Source organism: Pedobacter sp. Leaf216 (assembly GCF_001421515.1).
Taxonomy (GTDB): domain Bacteria; phylum Bacteroidota; class Bacteroidia; order Sphingobacteriales; family Sphingobacteriaceae; genus Pedobacter.
Genome location: NZ_LMKM01000034.1, coordinates 24,365 through 39,832, shown reverse-complemented (window position 1 = coordinate 39,832; position 15,468 = coordinate 24,365). Strand labels below are relative to the sequence as shown.

Sequence of the window (15,468 nt, the reverse complement as noted above, 5' to 3'; positions counted from 1 at the left end):
ACATGGCAGGCGGAAAAGAAACAACGAGGCAGCGGATGATCAATATCATGTATTTGGTATTGTTGGCGATGTTGGCCTTAAACGTATCAGATACCATTTTAGATGCATTCAAAAATATCAACGATAGTTTGGATACCTCTAAAAACAATGTAAATACAAGTATTAATCAATTATTTTCTGCCTTCGAAAACTCAAAGTTAAAAGAAGAGCCAGCACGCGCCCAGCCTATTTACGATAGGGCTAAACAAGCGCAAAAGGCAGCTGATGATTTAAATAACTATATTGAAAGCATTAAAAAAGAGTTTACTCAGGCTGGTGACGGAATCGATCCGGAAACTGAAGACTTAGTAAACAGATCAAATCAGGATATTGCTCAAAATATCATGATCAATCAAAAGAAGGCAGATGAGTTAAAGAAAAGAATTAATGCAACCCGCGAAAAGCTAATCTCTTTATTGGATAAGGAAGATAGAGCAAGTGTTGCATTCTCTCTTGAAGCCAAAGATCCTGCAAGAAAAAGAAAAGGCAACTGGCAAGAAACTTACTTCGGTGAGGGTACGCCATTAACTGCTGCAATGACTATTTTAACTAAACTGCAAACAGATACTAAGAATGCTGAAGCAGAAGTTGTTAAAAAATTGTTCGGAAATATGGATAAGGCACAGGTTAATCTTGATCAGTTTGCAGCAGTTGCAGTAGCACCTACTTCTTATGTGATTCAAGGGCAGCCTTATACCGCGGAAGTATTTTTAACAGCCAGCGATTCCAGATCAACACCTGATATTACAGTTAATGGGAATAAATTGTCTATTAAAGACGGTAAAGGAACATACACTGGCGGTACAGGTAGCGTTGGACAGTTTACCTGGGTGGGTACTGTACGCGTTCGTCAAACTGATGGGCAGGTAAAGGAATACAAAACCCAGCCTCAAACTTATCAGGTAGCGAAACCTTCAGCATCTGTTTCTTCAACGAAACTGAATGTAATTTATGCAGGTATTCCGAATCCATTTACAGTATCGGCGGCAGGTTTCCCACTAGAAAGCGTTCGTGCTTCCATTTCAGGAGGTTCAATGTCTGGTGCTAACGGAAACTATAACGTTAACGTTCCGGGCAGCCTGGTTGGTCAGGAAGTATCCATTAATGTATCCGCAAATAACGCTGGTAAAACGGTTAGCTTGGGCTCACAAAAATTCAGGGTTAAAGGAATTCCAACTCCTGTAGCTAAGGTTGGTGGCCGCGCTGGAGGGGATGTAGCTTCGGTACAATTAAAAAGCGAAACTGAAATTGAGGCAGATCTGGATGATTTCCCTTTTGATGTTAAATTTAAAATACAACGTTATAAGTTAACAATTATCAAACCTCGTTCTGATGCTGTTACCATTCCTGGTAGTGGTGGCAGTTTTGCAGGTGCGGTTAAGGGAGCCATAAACTCGATTACGCCTGGTACAAGGGTGTTTTTTGAAGATATCGTTTCTATTGGGCCAGATGGCCGCCAGAAAATTTTGCCTTCATTAGCGTTTAGCGTAAAATAAAAAGAAGATGAAAAGGATTGTAAGTATTGCTATTTTAGTTTTGTTAACCACATTTGCTTTTGCACAGAGAAAGCCTACCAGGTTAGCACCAAAAAAAGCTGCGCCGGTAGCTGCTGCACCCGCAGTAGATACTGTGAAAGCTCCTGTTAAAACGGCTAAAAAGAAGCTTAAGGTACCACCGAAAGATGGCTTTTATGCCCGTAAGGATATTGACAGTACTGAAATGGTTCCTTTGGCAGATGTTAGGGAAGAGGATGTTTTTTATGCAAAACGGATCTGGAGGGAAATTGATTTACGTGATACTGTTAATTCGGCCTTAAAATCACCGAAATCTAGATTGATTGATGTGTTAATTTCAGCCATTAAAAAGGACGAACTCACCGCATATTCACCAATTGATAGTGCGTTAAACGAGGATGATGCTTTTCTTAATCCAATGTCTGCAGATTCTGCAGCAAAGTCGGCTTTAGGAACAGCAGAGGTTTCGAACAATAAAACCGGAACGGTAACTACAGTAGTAAATGACTTCAATCCAGAATTGTTCTTAAAATTCAGAATTAAAGAAGATTGGATTTTTGATACCAAACGTTCTATTTTCGAGCCTCGTATTGTAGGTATCGCACCATTAAAATACAATGAGGTTTCTAAACAATGGCAGCCTGTATTTTGGGTGTATTATCCGGAAGCAAGAGAAATTTTAACTAAAAAGCGTTTAATTAATACTAATAATGACGCTTCATCATTAAGTTTTGATGATTTCTTTATCCGCCGTTTATTTAGCAGCTATATTGTTAAAGAATCAAATCCTGGCGACAATAAAATCAGAGATATTATCACTAACCCGAGAGAAAGATTGTACGAATCAGAAAGGATCAAAAAATCTGTTCTTGATTACGAACAAGGTCTGTGGGAATACTAATCTAATTAAAAAGGCTTCGATTAAATCGGAGCCTTTTTTTATATCCCGTTTTAACCGTATTGGAAAATCTTTCTAAAATATGATGAGCGGATGAAGTTTATTAAAGAAATTATTCCTGATTGAAATAAGCTTTAAGGGTGAGCATCTGCTTTTTATTCAATACCTCAGCCAATTCTTTCTCTGTAGCTTCTTTAATCTTTTTAACAGATTTGAACTGCGTTAACAGCTTATCAGCTGTGGTTTTACCGATGCCTTCAATCTGTTCGAGTTCGGTTTTAAGTGTTCCCTGGTCGCGTTTCTTACGGTGAAATGTAATTCCGAAGCGGTGGGCTTCATCACGCAGCTGCTGGATTATCTTTAAGGTTTCTGATTTTTTATCCAAATAAAGTGGATAAGAATCGCCTGGATAAAATAATTCTTCCAAACGTTTTGCAATGCCTATTACTGTTACTTTGTTTTCTATGCCCAATAATTTTAAACTCTTCATTGCTGACGAAAGCTGTCCTTTACCGCCATCAATAATGATGAGTTGAGGTAATGTCTGGTTTTCGTCTAACATTCTCCTATAACGGCGGAAAACGGCTTCTTCCATGGTCGCAAAATCATTCGGACCTTCAACTGTTTTCACGTTAAAATGGCGATAATCTTTTTTTGATGGTTTGGCATCCTTAAAAACTACTATTGCAGAAACCGGGTATTTTCCCTGGAAATTGGAGTTATCAAAACATTCAATGTGTTTTGGAAGCTGTGTTAAACGCAAATCTTTTTGCATGGTTGCTAAAATCCGATCCGTGCGTAGGTCTGGATTCAGTTTTTCATACTGATTTAACTTCTCTTTTTTAAAGAACAAAACATTCTTTTGCGAAAGTTCTAAAAGCTTTTTCTTTTCCCCCAGTTTAGGAACCGTAAATTTTAAACTTTCATCTTCTAAAGAAGGTTCAAAAGGAACAATAATTTCTTTTGAGGTACTACTGAACTTCGTTCTGAATTCGAGCATCGCCAGGGTTAAAATCTCATCGTCGCTTTCATCGAGTTGTTTTTTAACTTCTATGGTTTGCGTTTGGATGATTGTACCATTCATCACCTTTAGGTAGTTTACAAAAGCGTAGCGTTCATCAGAAGCAATGCTCACCACATCAACATTGGTAATGGCACTGTTTACAACAGTCGATTTACTTTGATATTTTTCCAAAACCTGTAATCGGCGGGCATATTGATGCGCCATTTCAAAGTTCAAGTCTTCCGAAGCGGATTTAATAATGCCTTTTACATCGCGGATTACATTACCAATTTTGCCATTTAAGATTTCTTTAATCTCAGCAATATTTTTGTCGTAGTCGGTTTCCGTCTGATAATTTTGGCAAGGCCCTTTACAGTTGCCGATCTGGTATTCTAAACAAACTTTAAATTTTCCTTCGTCTATATTTTTCTCCGTTAGGGGCAAACTGCAGGTACGCAGTGGATAAGTTTCTTTAATAAGATCTAAAATGGTATGCATCATGCCTATTGAGCCGTAGGGGCCAAAATAGGTAGAACCATCTTTAATTACCTTCCTTGTCCAGTAAATTCGTGGAAAATTCTCATTTTTAACAATAATCCATGGATAGGTTTTATCGTCTTTTAAGTTGATGTTGAACTTGGGCTGATGCTTTTTAATCAAGCTGTTTTCCAGCAGCCAAGCATCTATTTCGGTATCAACTATAGTAAAGGTAATTTTTCTGATTCTGGATACCAGTACCCTTGTTTTGCCATTAAACTGATTCCGGTCGGTATTGAAATAAGACCCAACGCGGTTGCGCAAATCTTTCGCCTTGCCAATGTACATCAGCTTTCCATCCGCATCCCAATACTGGTATACGCCGGGTTTATGCGGAATTGCGGTTAATGCTGTTTTATGGTCGAAACTGCTCATGAAAAATTAAAGGAGCAAAAATATGGTATTTTTAATAAAGAATAATATTAGGCATGAAATCGAAATCTTTTTTATTGTAAGTAAACAACATAATACTATTTACAATTGCTGTCGCTCCGATAATGGCATCAGGAATTTGAAGATTATGACTCAGTTTAAAGCTTTCTATAAGTTCTATTGATTTTTGAGATACCTGATTGTCAAAATGAAAAATATCGTAATATTTAATTTTTTTCTTCATTTGTGCCAGTTCGCTTTTATTTCCCATTCCTTGCAGGAGTTCTATGGTTGTAATAGACGATAGAACAATGTTTTCGAAACCAATTTCTTCTAATGATTCTATGGTAGCAATGTTTCCATTAAAGGCATGTATAAGAATATTGATATCGCATAAAATCATAAACTATGTTTTACGATTCCATGCTTTAGTACGTATATCCTCTATGTTTTTTGGCGTTTCTTTCCAGATTCCAAAAAGCTCTTTTGGATTAATAGACTTATTGCCCTTGCGTAGATTAGGCTTTGCTTCTTGAGAAGAAATAATTTTTATATTTTCTAATTTCATAGTTTGGAAAAAAGAAAGGAGTTTTTCCATCTCATCAAAATCTGATATTTCTAACGTAACTCTCATATATTTCAATTTTCTACTACAAATTTAATATTTATCTCCTATAATTTGGCCTAAAATTTTAGGCTATATTACAGTATTTAGAAACCTAACTTCTCATCCAGTTCGCTAGTACCTTCTTCTTGCTGTTGGTATTGATTACAATCGAAGGTAATGGAAACACCAGATTTGGGTGCTTCAAAATCTGCATGACTGATTTTTAAGGAAGGATTTGCATAAACTTTTTTTATAAAACCTGCAAAAATTGGTAGTGCCGTATTCGCTCCCTCTCCTTGGCTGGTGCTAATGAAGTGAAAGGCCCTGTCTTCGCAACCTGTCCAAATACCGGTAACCAATTGAGGAGTAATGGCCATAAACCATCCATCAGAGTTATTTTGTGTAGTACCTGTTTTAGCCCCGATTGGTGCATTAACCTTGTATTTATAATTTAATCTCGATCCGGTTCCATTGGTTACCACACCTTTAAGCATTCTCGTCATTACATAAGCTACTTCTTCGCTCATAATAGGTTTTGGTATTTCCTTCTGAGAAAACAGAACTACGCCGTTTTTATCCTCTATTCTTAACAGATAAATCGGTTTGGTATAAGTTCCTTTATTTGCAAATGCACCATACGCACCCACCATATTAAAAATAGAAGAATCGAAAGTACCTAAACAGATGGAAGGAAATGCGGGTACATTTGGTATCCCCATTTTGGTGGCCAAAGTAGATACAGCAACAGGTCCAACCTGTTTCATTAAATATGCTGTAACAAAGTTTTGTGAATAAGCGAGTGCTTTTTGTAATGTAATATTGCCTGGCAACGGTTTCCCAGAGTTTCTTGGTGTCCACGGATCTCCATAGCCTTCTATCGTTACCGGAACATTTGGAACAGTATAACAAGGTGAATAACCATTTTCGATCGCTACGGCATAAGTAAAAGGTTTTGCTGTCGAACCTACTTGCCTGGTTCCCATTTTCACCTGATCGTATTTAAAATGTTCGTAATTGATGCCGCCCACCCATGCCTTTACATGACCATTTGTAGGGTCCATCGTCATCATGGCATTACGCAATAGCATTTTATAGTACCTAACTGAGTCGATAGGTTTCATTACGGTATCAATATTCCCTTTCCAGGTAAAAATGGTCATTTCAGTTTTGGTATTGAAATCATCTTTAATTTCATCCTCAGATTTACCTTCCAATTTTAACGATTTATAACGATCTGAGCGTTTAATGCCCTGTTCTATCTGCAAGGCTTTATCTTTAAATGGATTTCTTCCTTTCCAACTGGCTATAAATTGTGCCTGTAATACCTTCATGTATTCTTTTTGGGCTTCTTCGGCATATACCTGCATGTCATAATTTAATGTGGTATAAATTTTCAAACCGTCGCGGTCTAAATCGTAAGGAGTGCCATCAGGTTTGGTAATCGATTGCTCCTGAAAAATAGTTTTGATATCATTCTTCAGTACGGAGCGGAAGTAAGGGGCAATGCCATCATTAACGGTTGCGGCATTAAAATGTAGATTTAAAGGTTTTTCCTTTTGTTCGTCAAATTCTTGTTGGGTGAGCAGTTCCGATTTAACCATTAAGGCCATTACCGTATTTCTACGGTCTCTTGAACGTTCGGGGTGGCGGGTTGGCGAATACATGGTGATTCCCTTTTGCATGCCCACAAGGGTTGCAGCCTGTGTTAAATTTAATTTATCGGGAGTGGTATTAAAGTAAACACGCGCTGCAGATTTAATGCCATAAGCCTGGTTTCCAAAATCAACCGTGTTTAAATACATGGTGATGATCTCTTCTTTAGTATAATTACGCTCTAATTTAACGGCAACAATCCACTCTTTGAATTTGGTTAATACCAATGAGAAGAAATTAAGGTTTGATTCGCGAGGGAAAAGATTTTTAGCCAACTGCTGGGTAATGGTACTTGCACCTTGTTTTTTGCCGATTAAATTGTATCCGATAATCGAAAAAGTCCGTTTAAAATCAATGCCCGAATGTTCTTTAAAACGGGTATCCTCTGTCGCAATTAATCCGTTAATAACATTTTCAGAAATATCCTTATAGGTAACATTGGACCTGTTTTGGACAAAATATGTACCTAATGGACGGCCATCTTCGGCAATAATTTCGGAAGCCTGATTGCTTTTTGGGTGTTCGATATCCCTGAAAGAAGGTAATGCGCCAAAAAGGCCCAAACCGATCATAGAAATAAAAATAGCAAATAGCGCAATTCCGCCAATTAGTATTTTCCAGATGATTAAACTATATCTTTTTGTTTCTTGTGCAGAAAGAGACTTATTCATTTTGTTGTGTTATTTTCCATTAATCTCCAGAATAGGAGATTTTGGATGCAAATTTATTAATTTTTTATAGAATAGCTTTTTAGGCAAATGTTCAGTATCCTATAATTACTTGTAAGCGTCCTTTAAAAACTCCAGATACTCGTTAATCCGGGAGCGGTCTGTTAGCTTTAAAAAGTTTTCTTTACTGATGATAAATCCTTTATATAAATTGGCCGGAACCTTCATAATGTTCTTTAATTGTCCTGTAATGCTCGATTCGTAAAGTTTAGCATCCTCCAAATCAATAAAACTGGTTATGTAAATCAGCTGATCGTTATCCAACTCTACCAATTTATGTTCCAAATCATTATCAGGGTAATTACCACGGTTAAATTGTCCTATTCCAAAACGCGATGAACTTAAGGTTAAAGTGGCATCGGCTACATCAATTACATAATAATATTCTTCTGATTTTGCCTCGCTGAAAATGCTTGCCGGCTTATTTGTATCAGTTGGTTTAACCTCAACAGGTTTAGCGACTGTAACTGGTTCGGCAGTTTTCACTATGGCATTATCCGTTACCAATGGTTTTACCGGAACGGCAATCGGTGTGGCCTGACTAACAAAACGTGGTGCGTTTGCATCAAAATCAACAAGCGCAAGTGGCCTTTGTTTAAATTCATCGAGGTTTGCCTCAATGTATTTTAAATGATCGCGAACTAAAGGTGTAATAATCTTATCGTTGGGATAAAGCGTGGTAATCAGGTTAAATTCTGTAAGTAAGGCATCTACTTTGGATGTACGCCCAACGGCAATAGCCTTTAAATAAGCGTATTGAGGAGCTAAATCATTGTTAGGGAATGCAGCAATATTATCATCGGCCTGTTTTACCACGTTTGGATAATCTTTTTTGGCATAGGCATCAAAAGCTACGTTGTAATTATTAATGGCAATATTCTCCATTTCGGTTTGTTTGGCCGAATAGGATGGATCAAGGATGTTTTTTGCAAAATTAGATTCGGGGAATTTTGTAAGCACCAATTGTTTATACTGATCTGATTTTACTTCATCAATACCTTTATAGTTTAAATGCAAACTATAGTAAATGGCAACAAAATGATTATTTTCAGGATACCTTTTTATCAGTTCCAGGTAGATTTTATTTGCTTCCGGTTTATCATTTAGTTCCTGTTGGTAAAAACTGGCGATTTCAAAATATGCATCTATAATTTTTTGATCAGATGTGGCCAGTAGGGCAGGGGTTGTTGGAAGACCATCCAAAAACTGTTTTTCTATGGAGGTTTGATCTGCAGCAGCCTGATTTAGCTCACCATTTGCCGGCGTTATTCCAGTGGCTACATTACCACCAGCTAAAACCTGGTTGGTTTCCTGTGCCGAAGATCTGTTGCTCTGCCGCCAGTTGTCTTCCAGTTGCCTGTTGCCCCAACGCTTTTTAAAATCACCAAAACCGTTACTTATTGCAGCATTATTATTAAAGTAAAAAGTATTTCCGGTAGTATTGTTTGACGCATTTAGCGTTTGATTGGGGAAATTGGGATCATTTAGATATTGGTTGCTGATTACTCCACCAGTATTGCTTACTTCAACTTTTGGGGTTAAATATGCCTTAACCTTAGCCTCTCTTTCGTTTGCCGGTAGTTTAGCAATGGCCTGGGCTGTATCTTCCTTTGCAATGATAGTGTACCTGTCGGTTAAATATTTAAGATTATCGGCTTTTTTAACAATATTTTCATAATCAGGGAAGTTTTTGGGCAAAATCATTACTGTACTGTCGTAATAAAGCTTCGCTTTGATATAATTGTTAAATTCCTTAAAGTTTAAATCAGCGATTCTTAAATAAGATAATGCTTTTTGGTTTTGATTCCTCGTACTTTTTAAAACTGATTTATGGTAATTTTCTTCGGCCTTTACAAAATTGCCTTCAGCAGAAAATAATTCTCCCACCTGGTAATAAATCTGATCCGTATAGTCGATGTTTTTATCATCTTTTAACAAAGCAAGCAATTGCTCTTCCTTATTTAATTTTACGCCGCTTAACAATGCCTTAAGTTTAATCCTGTTCAGATTGGCATGGAAATACATTTCGAAAGGGGTATTGCTTTTCTCAACCTTGGTAAAATTTGCATAAGCATCCTGAAGGTTTTTCTCTTTTTCCTGCAATTGTGCAAGAATAAAACGCCAGCGAATCCTTAATTGCTTATCTGCCGGAAGTGCTATTGCAGATTCAAGAAAAAGAATCGCCTCTTTATTTCTTTTTTGATAAATGCGCATCTGAGCAGCAGTTGCCAATGGCTCAGCCAGGTCTTTTTTCAATTCATCTGAGGCACGCAGCATGGTATCAAGAATTTTATCAGCCAGAACCATGTTGTTTAACTGCATTTGGCTGCGCGCTTTCCAGTTCATGGCCATGATGAAAGTTTTTAAATCGCTGCTGTATGTTTTTGCTGTATAGTCGAAATATTCTGATGCGATAAAATAATTCCCTTTTAGGTAGTTTGCCTTACCCAAAAGCATGTAGGCATCATCAATATAGTTGCTAAAACTTTTATCGTTTATTATGGTTTGCCCTTTGGTAATTACTTCATCCAGTTGTTTATTGGCTACTCCTGGTGTTAGTACAAGGTTAATCTGCGGCTCAGGATCAAGATAAACAGGTAATGTTTTTTCATAATTATCTGCATAACTTTGTAATAAACTTTCGTTATACTCAGTAAGCAATACATTGGAATTATAGATATAATTATACCTTGCCGTTAAGTTTTGAAACCTGCGGTCTACAGCAGTATCTTTATTTGCGACGCAACCATAAATCAGGAGGACACTTAAAAAGATGAAGAAGAAATTTAAGTTTTTGCTAGCGTAATTTTTCAAGTATGATCAATCTCTTAGGTGGATATACAATAAACAATTTATATAGAAAAATATTTTATTTGGCACCAAATTTTAATTATTCAAAGTTAATTTAATTATTGCATTAAAAAATGGAAAATCCTAAAGAAGAAGATACAAAGAAAAAGGTGAGTGCAGCGGCAAAATATTCTGCTATTGGCTTCCAAATGTTCGCCACAATTGGCCTGCTTACTTTTATTGGTTATAAAATTGATGAACACAGAAACAGTAAAACCAATTTAATTACAGCCGCATTTGCTTTAGCAGGCGTGGGGATTGCCTTGTATCAGGCCATTAGGCAGGTTACTAAAGATTAGTTTTTAGTTCTCAATCTTCAGTTTGTAGTTGGCAATCTTCAGTTTGCGATCAGCAACCTGCCTAAATTTTGAAGTTGGAACTTGTGTTTCGGTTAATGAATTCACATGGTTAACCACTAAGCTCATTCATACAATTAACCACTCAAAACAATATTTTCTTTCATACTAGTTACTTGATCCTAAAAACCTTATCTTTGCAAAAGTTTTTATCTGCTAAGAATTTATACATTGACTCTAGCCAAATTTACAAGTATCTATTTCATTTTTGTAGGCCTATTAATAGGCATTGTTGCTGTTTTACCTTTATTATTTCCCGATCAACCACTTTTAGTTAACAATTTTTGGGTGATGTTTGGCTTTTTAGCCGGGATTACTTACATCGCATACTTGTTGGTTGATGTTGGTGTAAAACGCGACCCTGAAGTAGGTGTAATGGCTATTATGGGATCAATTGCAGTGAAGATGATTTTTTGTATGGCTTTTGTATTGATTTACAGTATAAAAGCAAAGGGAATTGGGCTTGTATTTCTGCTTAATTTTTTTTCTTTATATTTATTGTTTACGGCCTTTGAAATTTACTGTTTGTTACGTAACTTGCGCCACCAAAATTTAAAGTAAAAAACTGCCAATAAATGGATTGTAACCGAGTTTTTGTGTCTAAAGTTAAAAGGCTAACTATTGTTTTTACGCTTTTAATCGCGTTTTTATCTATCAAAATTGATACTTTCGCTCAGGTTGATAGCGCTGTTGTTCCTGTTGATAGTGTTGTAGCTGAATCTGCGCAAGCAGCTGCAGGCGAACATGGTGCTGCTGGTCATGAAGAAAAGAAATTCGAGCCTACAGAGGTAATCATGGAACACATTGCCGATTCTCATATTTGGCACTTTTGGGGCGATACTTCGATGCCTCTTCCTGTAATTTTGTATACTCCGAGTGGTTTAGAAGTTTTTTCTTCAGCTAACTTTCATCATGGAGAGCATGATTATAACGGTAAATATAACAACTATCGTTTAGAAGAGGATCACATCAAAGTAGTTGGAGCTGATGGTAAAATTGATGAGGAAGCAAGTAAATCTGTTTTAGATTTCTCTATTACAAAAAACGTTGCTGCAATGTTTGTAGCTATTTTCCTGATTCTGATTGTATTTATATCTGTAGCTGGAGCTTATAAAAAACGTATTGGTAAAGCACCTAAAGGTTTGCAATCTTTCATTGAGCCAGTTATTGTTTTCGTAAGGGATGATATTGCTAAGCCAAATATTGGTCATAAATACGCTAAGTTTATGCCTTACTTGTTAACGATATTTTTCTTTATTTTATTTAACAACTTGTTGGGCTTAGTTCCAATTTTTCCTGGAGGTGCTAACGTTACCGGTAACATTGCACTTACATTTGTGATGGCTTTAGGTACTTTGCTTATTGTAAACTTAAATGGAAATAAATATTACTGGAAGCACATTTTTTTACCAGATGTTCCATTTTGGTTGTGGCCATTAATGGTTGTAGTAGAGGTTGTTGGTATTATCTCTAAGCCTTTCGCTCTAATGGTTCGTTTGTTTGCAAACATTACTGCGGGTCACATTATTGTATTAAGTTTAATATCCTTAATCTTTATTTTCGAAACATTAGCGATTGCTCCGGTTTCAGTAGCATTCGTAATTTTTATGGATATATTAGAACTGCTTGTAGCATTTTTACAGGCCTTTATTTTTACATTATTAACTGCCTTATTTATTGGAATGGCAGTTGAAGAACATCATTAATAGAAAACTATTTTTTACAATTAAAATAAATTAAATTAGTTATGGTAGGTTCAATCGCGGCAATTGGTGCCGGTTTAGCAGTAATCGGTGCAGGTATCGGTATCGGTCAAGTAGGTGGTAAAGCAATGGAAGGTATTGCTCGTCAACCAGAAGCTGCATCAAAAATTCAGACTGCAATGATTATCGCAGCTGCCCTTATTGAGGGTGTTGCTTTATTCGGTGTGGTAGTTGCATTATTAGGTAACAGCCTTAAATAATTCAAACTGAAAAATTTAGGCAGGGTATTTAACGATTGGTTATTTACCCCGCCTTATTAATAAGATTAAGATTTAAAAAATTAGATAAGATGGATTTAGTAACCCCAAGCATAGGATTAGTTTTTTGGACTGGAATATCGTTTCTGTGTTTATTGATATTACTTAGAAAATTTGCCTGGAAACCTATTTTAGGTGCTATTCACGAACGTGAGCAAAGCATTGATGAGGCCCTTAACAAAGCTGAATTGGCTAAACAAGAAATGGCCCGTTTAACCAGCCAAAATCAAGATTTAATGCAACAGGCACGTGCTGAACGTGATGAGATTTTAAAGGAAGCTAAAACCTTAAAAGATGGTATCTTAAACGAAGCTAAAAAACAAGCTCAGGTAGAAGGTACTAAATTGATTGAGAAAGCTAAAATCGAAATTGAAAACCAAAAGAAAGCAGCTTTAGCAGAAGTTAAAGACCAGGTTTCTACTTTATCATTAGAAATTGCAGAACGAGTTTTACGTACTCAGTTAGATGATAAAACCAAGCAGGAAGCTTTAGTAGCAAACTTGTTAAAAGACGTTGAATTAAACTAGAATTTGAGATACTAGATTTGAGATATTAGATATGAGAGGGGTGGTAACGCCAAAGTCTCACATCTCACATCTCCGGTCTCACACCTAAGAATATGTCAGAAATTAAAGTTGCAAGCAGATACGCCAAATCATTAATAGACTTAGCCGTTGAAAACAACGCTTTAGAAGCTTCTTATAGTGATATGGTTTTGTTTGAGAAAGTGGTTGATGAAACCCCTGAACTAGAAGCGATATTAAAAAACCCGATTGTACCTTTAGATAAGAAAACTGGTATTTTAGACGGTATTTTTGCTGATAAAGTAAGTAAACTAACCATCTCGTTTTTTAAGATTGTAGTAAGCAAAGGCCGTTCGGCAATTTTATTTGCTACTGCTAAACAGTTCGTACAGCAATATAATTTAATTAAAGGTATTGTTACTGCTGATGTAACTACAGCAAGTGCGTTAAGCCCTGTAGCTAAAGAGCAGATTGTAGAAATTGTAAAAAGAGAATTAAATGCCAATAAGGTAATTATTAATGAAAAAATTAACGAAAAACTGATTGGTGGATTTATATTAAAAGTTGGTGATAAGCAATTTGATGCCAGTATTGCCAGCGGTTTAAGTAAATTAAAAAAGGAATTTGCGCAATAAGCGCCAGGCGGGAAGCGTATAGCGGAAAACGCCATGCGCTAAACGGCGAATAAAAACATTGCGATAAGCGGATGGCAAATAAAAGCCAAGCGCCATGCGCTAAGCACTAAACATTTACAAAAAGATATAAAGTAAAATTATGGTAGAGGTAAGACCAGACGAAGTATCGGCAATTATCAGACAGCAATTGGCGGGCTTCAAATCAGAAACCGAACTGGAAGAAGTTGGTACCGTGCTGCAAGTGGGCGACGGTATTGCCCGTGTTTACGGTTTAACTAAAGTTCAATCGGGAGAATTAGTTGAATTTGCAAACGGCCTACAAGGTATTGTATTAAACCTTGAAGAAGATAACGTTGGTGTGGTACTTTTGGGTGCTTCAGACGAGATCAAAGAAGGTGATACGATTAAACGTACCAAAAAAATTGCCTCTATTAAAGTTGGTGAAGGTATGCTTGGCCGCGTAGTGAACACTTTAGGTGAGCCTTTAGATGGTAAAGGTCCAATTTTAGGTGAAACTTACGAAATGCCTTTAGAGCGTAAAGCACCAGGTGTAATTTATCGTCAGCCGGTAAATGAGCCATTACAAACAGGTATTAAAGCAATTGATGCAATGATTCCAATCGGTCGTGGCCAACGTGAGTTGGTTATTGGTGATCGTCAGATTGGTAAAACTGCTGTTTGTATCGATACCATTATCAATCAAAAAGAATTTTATGAAGCAGGCCAGCCTGTGTTCTGTATTTATGTAGCTATCGGTCAGAAAAACTCTACTGTAGCCAACATTGTACGTACACTGGAAGAAAATGGTGCTTTACCATATACAGTTGTTGTTGCCGCTTCGGCTGCAGATCCTGCTCCAATGCAGTTTTATGCTCCGTTTGCAGGTGCTGCAATTGGTGAGTTTTTCCGCGATACAGGTAGACCAGCATTAATTGTTTATGATGATTTATCTAAACAAGCTGTAGCTTACCGTGAGGTATCTTTATTACTTCGTCGTCCACCGGGCCGTGAGGCTTATCCAGGTGACGTATTCTACTTGCACAGTCGTTTGTTAGAAAGAGCTGCAAAAATCAATGCTAACGATGATATCGCAAAAGCAATGAACGATTTACCAGAATCGATTAAACATATCGTTAAAGGTGGTGGTTCATTAACAGCTTTACCGATTATCGAAACTCAGGCAGGTGACGTTTCAGCATATATTCCAACCAACGTAATTTCGATTACTGATGGTCAGATTTTCTTAGAGTCGAACTTGTTCAACTCTGGTATCCGTCCGGCAATCAACGTAGGTATCTCGGTATCACGTGTAGGTGGTAATGCTCAGATCAAATCGATGAAAAAAGTAGCAGGTACTTTAAAGTTGGATCAGGCTCAATACCGCGAGTTAGAGGCTTTCTCTAAATTCGGATCAGACTTAGATGCTGCAACTAAATCGGTATTAGATAAAGGTGCACGTAACGTAGAAATGTTGAAACAAGCACAATTCTCTCCGTTTACTGTTGAGAAACAAGTTGCTATTGTTTATGCTGGTACCAAAAACTTAATGCGTAGTGTTCCGGTTAACAAAGTGAAAGAATTTGAAACTGAATTCTTAACTCAATTGGAATTACGTCACCCAGAAACTTTGGCAGCATTAAAAGCTGGTAAATTTGATGATAGCATTACTGGTGTTTTAGATACCGTAGCAAAAGAGATTTCAAGTAAATATTAATAAGATTTGAGACATGAG

Annotated in this window: 14 protein-coding genes; 9 read left to right on the top strand and 5 right to left on the bottom strand. The window is 36.9% G+C overall.

Annotated features, from left to right (window positions below; genetic code table 11):
* The first annotated feature begins 2 nt into the window (after positions 1-2).
* Together gldM and gldN are read left to right on the top strand one after the other, a co-directional pair.
* On the top strand, positions 3-1,535 hold the full coding sequence (gldM, locus tag ASE74_RS19885; protein ID WP_055912933.1) for a gliding motility protein GldM: 1,533 nt from the start codon (positions 3-5) through the stop codon (positions 1,533-1,535).
* Positions 1,536-1,542: 7 nt separating this feature from the next.
* A complete protein-coding gene (gldN, locus tag ASE74_RS19880; RefSeq protein ID WP_055912930.1) occupies positions 1,543-2,454 on the top strand; it encodes a gliding motility protein GldN in 912 nt (303 codons plus the stop codon).
* Positions 2,455-2,563: 109 nt separating this feature from the next.
* Here the strand turns inward: gldN and uvrC are convergent, their stop codons facing one another.
* The 5 genes from uvrC to ASE74_RS19855 form a co-directional block, all read right to left on the bottom strand.
* On the bottom strand, positions 2,564-4,366 hold the full coding sequence (gene uvrC / locus ASE74_RS19875; protein ID WP_055912927.1) for an excinuclease ABC subunit UvrC: 1,803 nt from the start codon (positions 4,364-4,366) through the stop codon (positions 2,564-2,566).
* Between the two features lie 31 nt (positions 4,367-4,397).
* Positions 4,398-4,766: a type II toxin-antitoxin system VapC family toxin gene (locus ASE74_RS19870; RefSeq protein WP_055912924.1), complete on the bottom strand. Its 369-nt coding sequence runs from the start codon at positions 4,764-4,766 to the stop codon at positions 4,398-4,400.
* A gap of 3 nt (positions 4,767-4,769) precedes the next feature.
* Positions 4,770-4,997, bottom strand: a complete 228-nt coding sequence (locus ASE74_RS19865) for a hypothetical protein (RefSeq protein WP_055912922.1) — start codon at positions 4,995-4,997, stop codon at positions 4,770-4,772.
* A gap of 77 nt (positions 4,998-5,074) precedes the next feature.
* Positions 5,075-7,294: a transglycosylase domain-containing protein gene (locus ASE74_RS19860; RefSeq protein ID WP_055912919.1), complete on the bottom strand. Its 2,220-nt coding sequence runs from the start codon at positions 7,292-7,294 to the stop codon at positions 5,075-5,077.
* Positions 7,295-7,399: 105 nt separating this feature from the next.
* Complete coding sequence (locus ASE74_RS19855) at positions 7,400-10,165, bottom strand: hypothetical protein (protein WP_055912916.1); 2,766 nt, start codon at positions 10,163-10,165, stop codon at positions 7,400-7,402.
* Positions 10,166-10,275: 110 nt separating this feature from the next.
* On the opposite strand from ASE74_RS19855, the gene ASE74_RS19850 reads away from it, so the two are divergent.
* The 7 genes from ASE74_RS19850 (at position 10,276) to atpA (ending at position 15,450) form a co-directional block, all read left to right on the top strand.
* The gene (locus ASE74_RS19850; RefSeq protein ID WP_055912913.1) at positions 10,276-10,500 is read left to right on the top strand and encodes an AtpZ/AtpI family protein; all 225 of its coding nucleotides are present in this window, start codon (positions 10,276-10,278) and stop codon (positions 10,498-10,500) included.
* Between the two features lie 228 nt (positions 10,501-10,728).
* Positions 10,729-11,118 carry a hypothetical protein gene (locus ASE74_RS19845; RefSeq protein ID WP_235526175.1) on the top strand — a complete coding sequence of 130 codons (390 nt, stop codon included), beginning with the start codon at positions 10,729-10,731 and terminating at the stop codon, positions 11,116-11,118.
* Between the two features lie 14 nt (positions 11,119-11,132).
* Positions 11,133-12,263: a F0F1 ATP synthase subunit A gene (gene atpB / locus ASE74_RS19840; RefSeq protein ID WP_055912910.1), complete on the top strand. Its 1,131-nt coding sequence runs from the start codon at positions 11,133-11,135 to the stop codon at positions 12,261-12,263.
* A gap of 41 nt (positions 12,264-12,304) precedes the next feature.
* Entirely contained in the window at positions 12,305-12,520 is a 216-nt protein-coding gene (gene atpE, locus ASE74_RS19835) for an ATP synthase F0 subunit C (protein WP_055912908.1), read from the top strand.
* Between the two features lie 89 nt (positions 12,521-12,609).
* On the top strand, positions 12,610-13,104 hold the full coding sequence (locus ASE74_RS19830; protein ID WP_055912905.1) for a F0F1 ATP synthase subunit B: 495 nt from the start codon (positions 12,610-12,612) through the stop codon (positions 13,102-13,104).
* Between the two features lie 92 nt (positions 13,105-13,196).
* The gene (gene atpH / locus ASE74_RS19825; RefSeq protein ID WP_055912902.1) at positions 13,197-13,736 is read left to right on the top strand and encodes an ATP synthase F1 subunit delta; all 540 of its coding nucleotides are present in this window, start codon (positions 13,197-13,199) and stop codon (positions 13,734-13,736) included.
* Between the two features lie 139 nt (positions 13,737-13,875).
* Positions 13,876-15,450, top strand: coding sequence for a F0F1 ATP synthase subunit alpha (atpA, locus tag ASE74_RS19820; protein WP_055912900.1), 1,575 nt, complete (start codon positions 13,876-13,878; stop codon positions 15,448-15,450).
* The last annotated feature ends 18 nt before the right edge of the window (positions 15,451-15,468 follow it).

Bases quoted from the DNA above. Each gene is read 5' to 3' on its own strand.
- gldM (WP_055912933.1), top strand. From the start codon at position 3: ATGGCAGGCGGAAAAGAAACAACGAGGCAGCGGATGATCAATATCATG.
- gldN (WP_055912930.1), top strand. From the start codon at position 1,543: ATGAAAAGGATTGTAAGTATTGCTATTTTAGTTTTGTTAACCACATTT.
- uvrC (WP_055912927.1), bottom strand. From the start codon at position 4,366: ATGAGCAGTTTCGACCATAAAACAGCATTAACCGCAATTCCGCATAAA.
- ASE74_RS19870 (WP_055912924.1), bottom strand. From the start codon at position 4,766: ATGATTTTATGCGATATCAATATTCTTATACATGCCTTTAATGGAAAC.
- ASE74_RS19865 (WP_055912922.1), bottom strand. From the start codon at position 4,997: ATGAGAGTTACGTTAGAAATATCAGATTTTGATGAGATGGAAAAACTC.
- ASE74_RS19860 (WP_055912919.1), bottom strand. From the start codon at position 7,294: ATGAATAAGTCTCTTTCTGCACAAGAAACAAAAAGATATAGTTTAATC.
- ASE74_RS19850 (WP_055912913.1), top strand. From the start codon at position 10,276: ATGGAAAATCCTAAAGAAGAAGATACAAAGAAAAAGGTGAGTGCAGCG.
- atpB (WP_055912910.1), top strand. From the start codon at position 11,133: ATGGATTGTAACCGAGTTTTTGTGTCTAAAGTTAAAAGGCTAACTATT.
- atpE (WP_055912908.1), top strand. From the start codon at position 12,305: ATGGTAGGTTCAATCGCGGCAATTGGTGCCGGTTTAGCAGTAATCGGT.
- ASE74_RS19830 (WP_055912905.1), top strand. From the start codon at position 12,610: ATGGATTTAGTAACCCCAAGCATAGGATTAGTTTTTTGGACTGGAATA.
- atpH (WP_055912902.1), top strand. From the start codon at position 13,197: ATGTCAGAAATTAAAGTTGCAAGCAGATACGCCAAATCATTAATAGAC.
- atpA (WP_055912900.1), top strand. From the start codon at position 13,876: ATGGTAGAGGTAAGACCAGACGAAGTATCGGCAATTATCAGACAGCAA.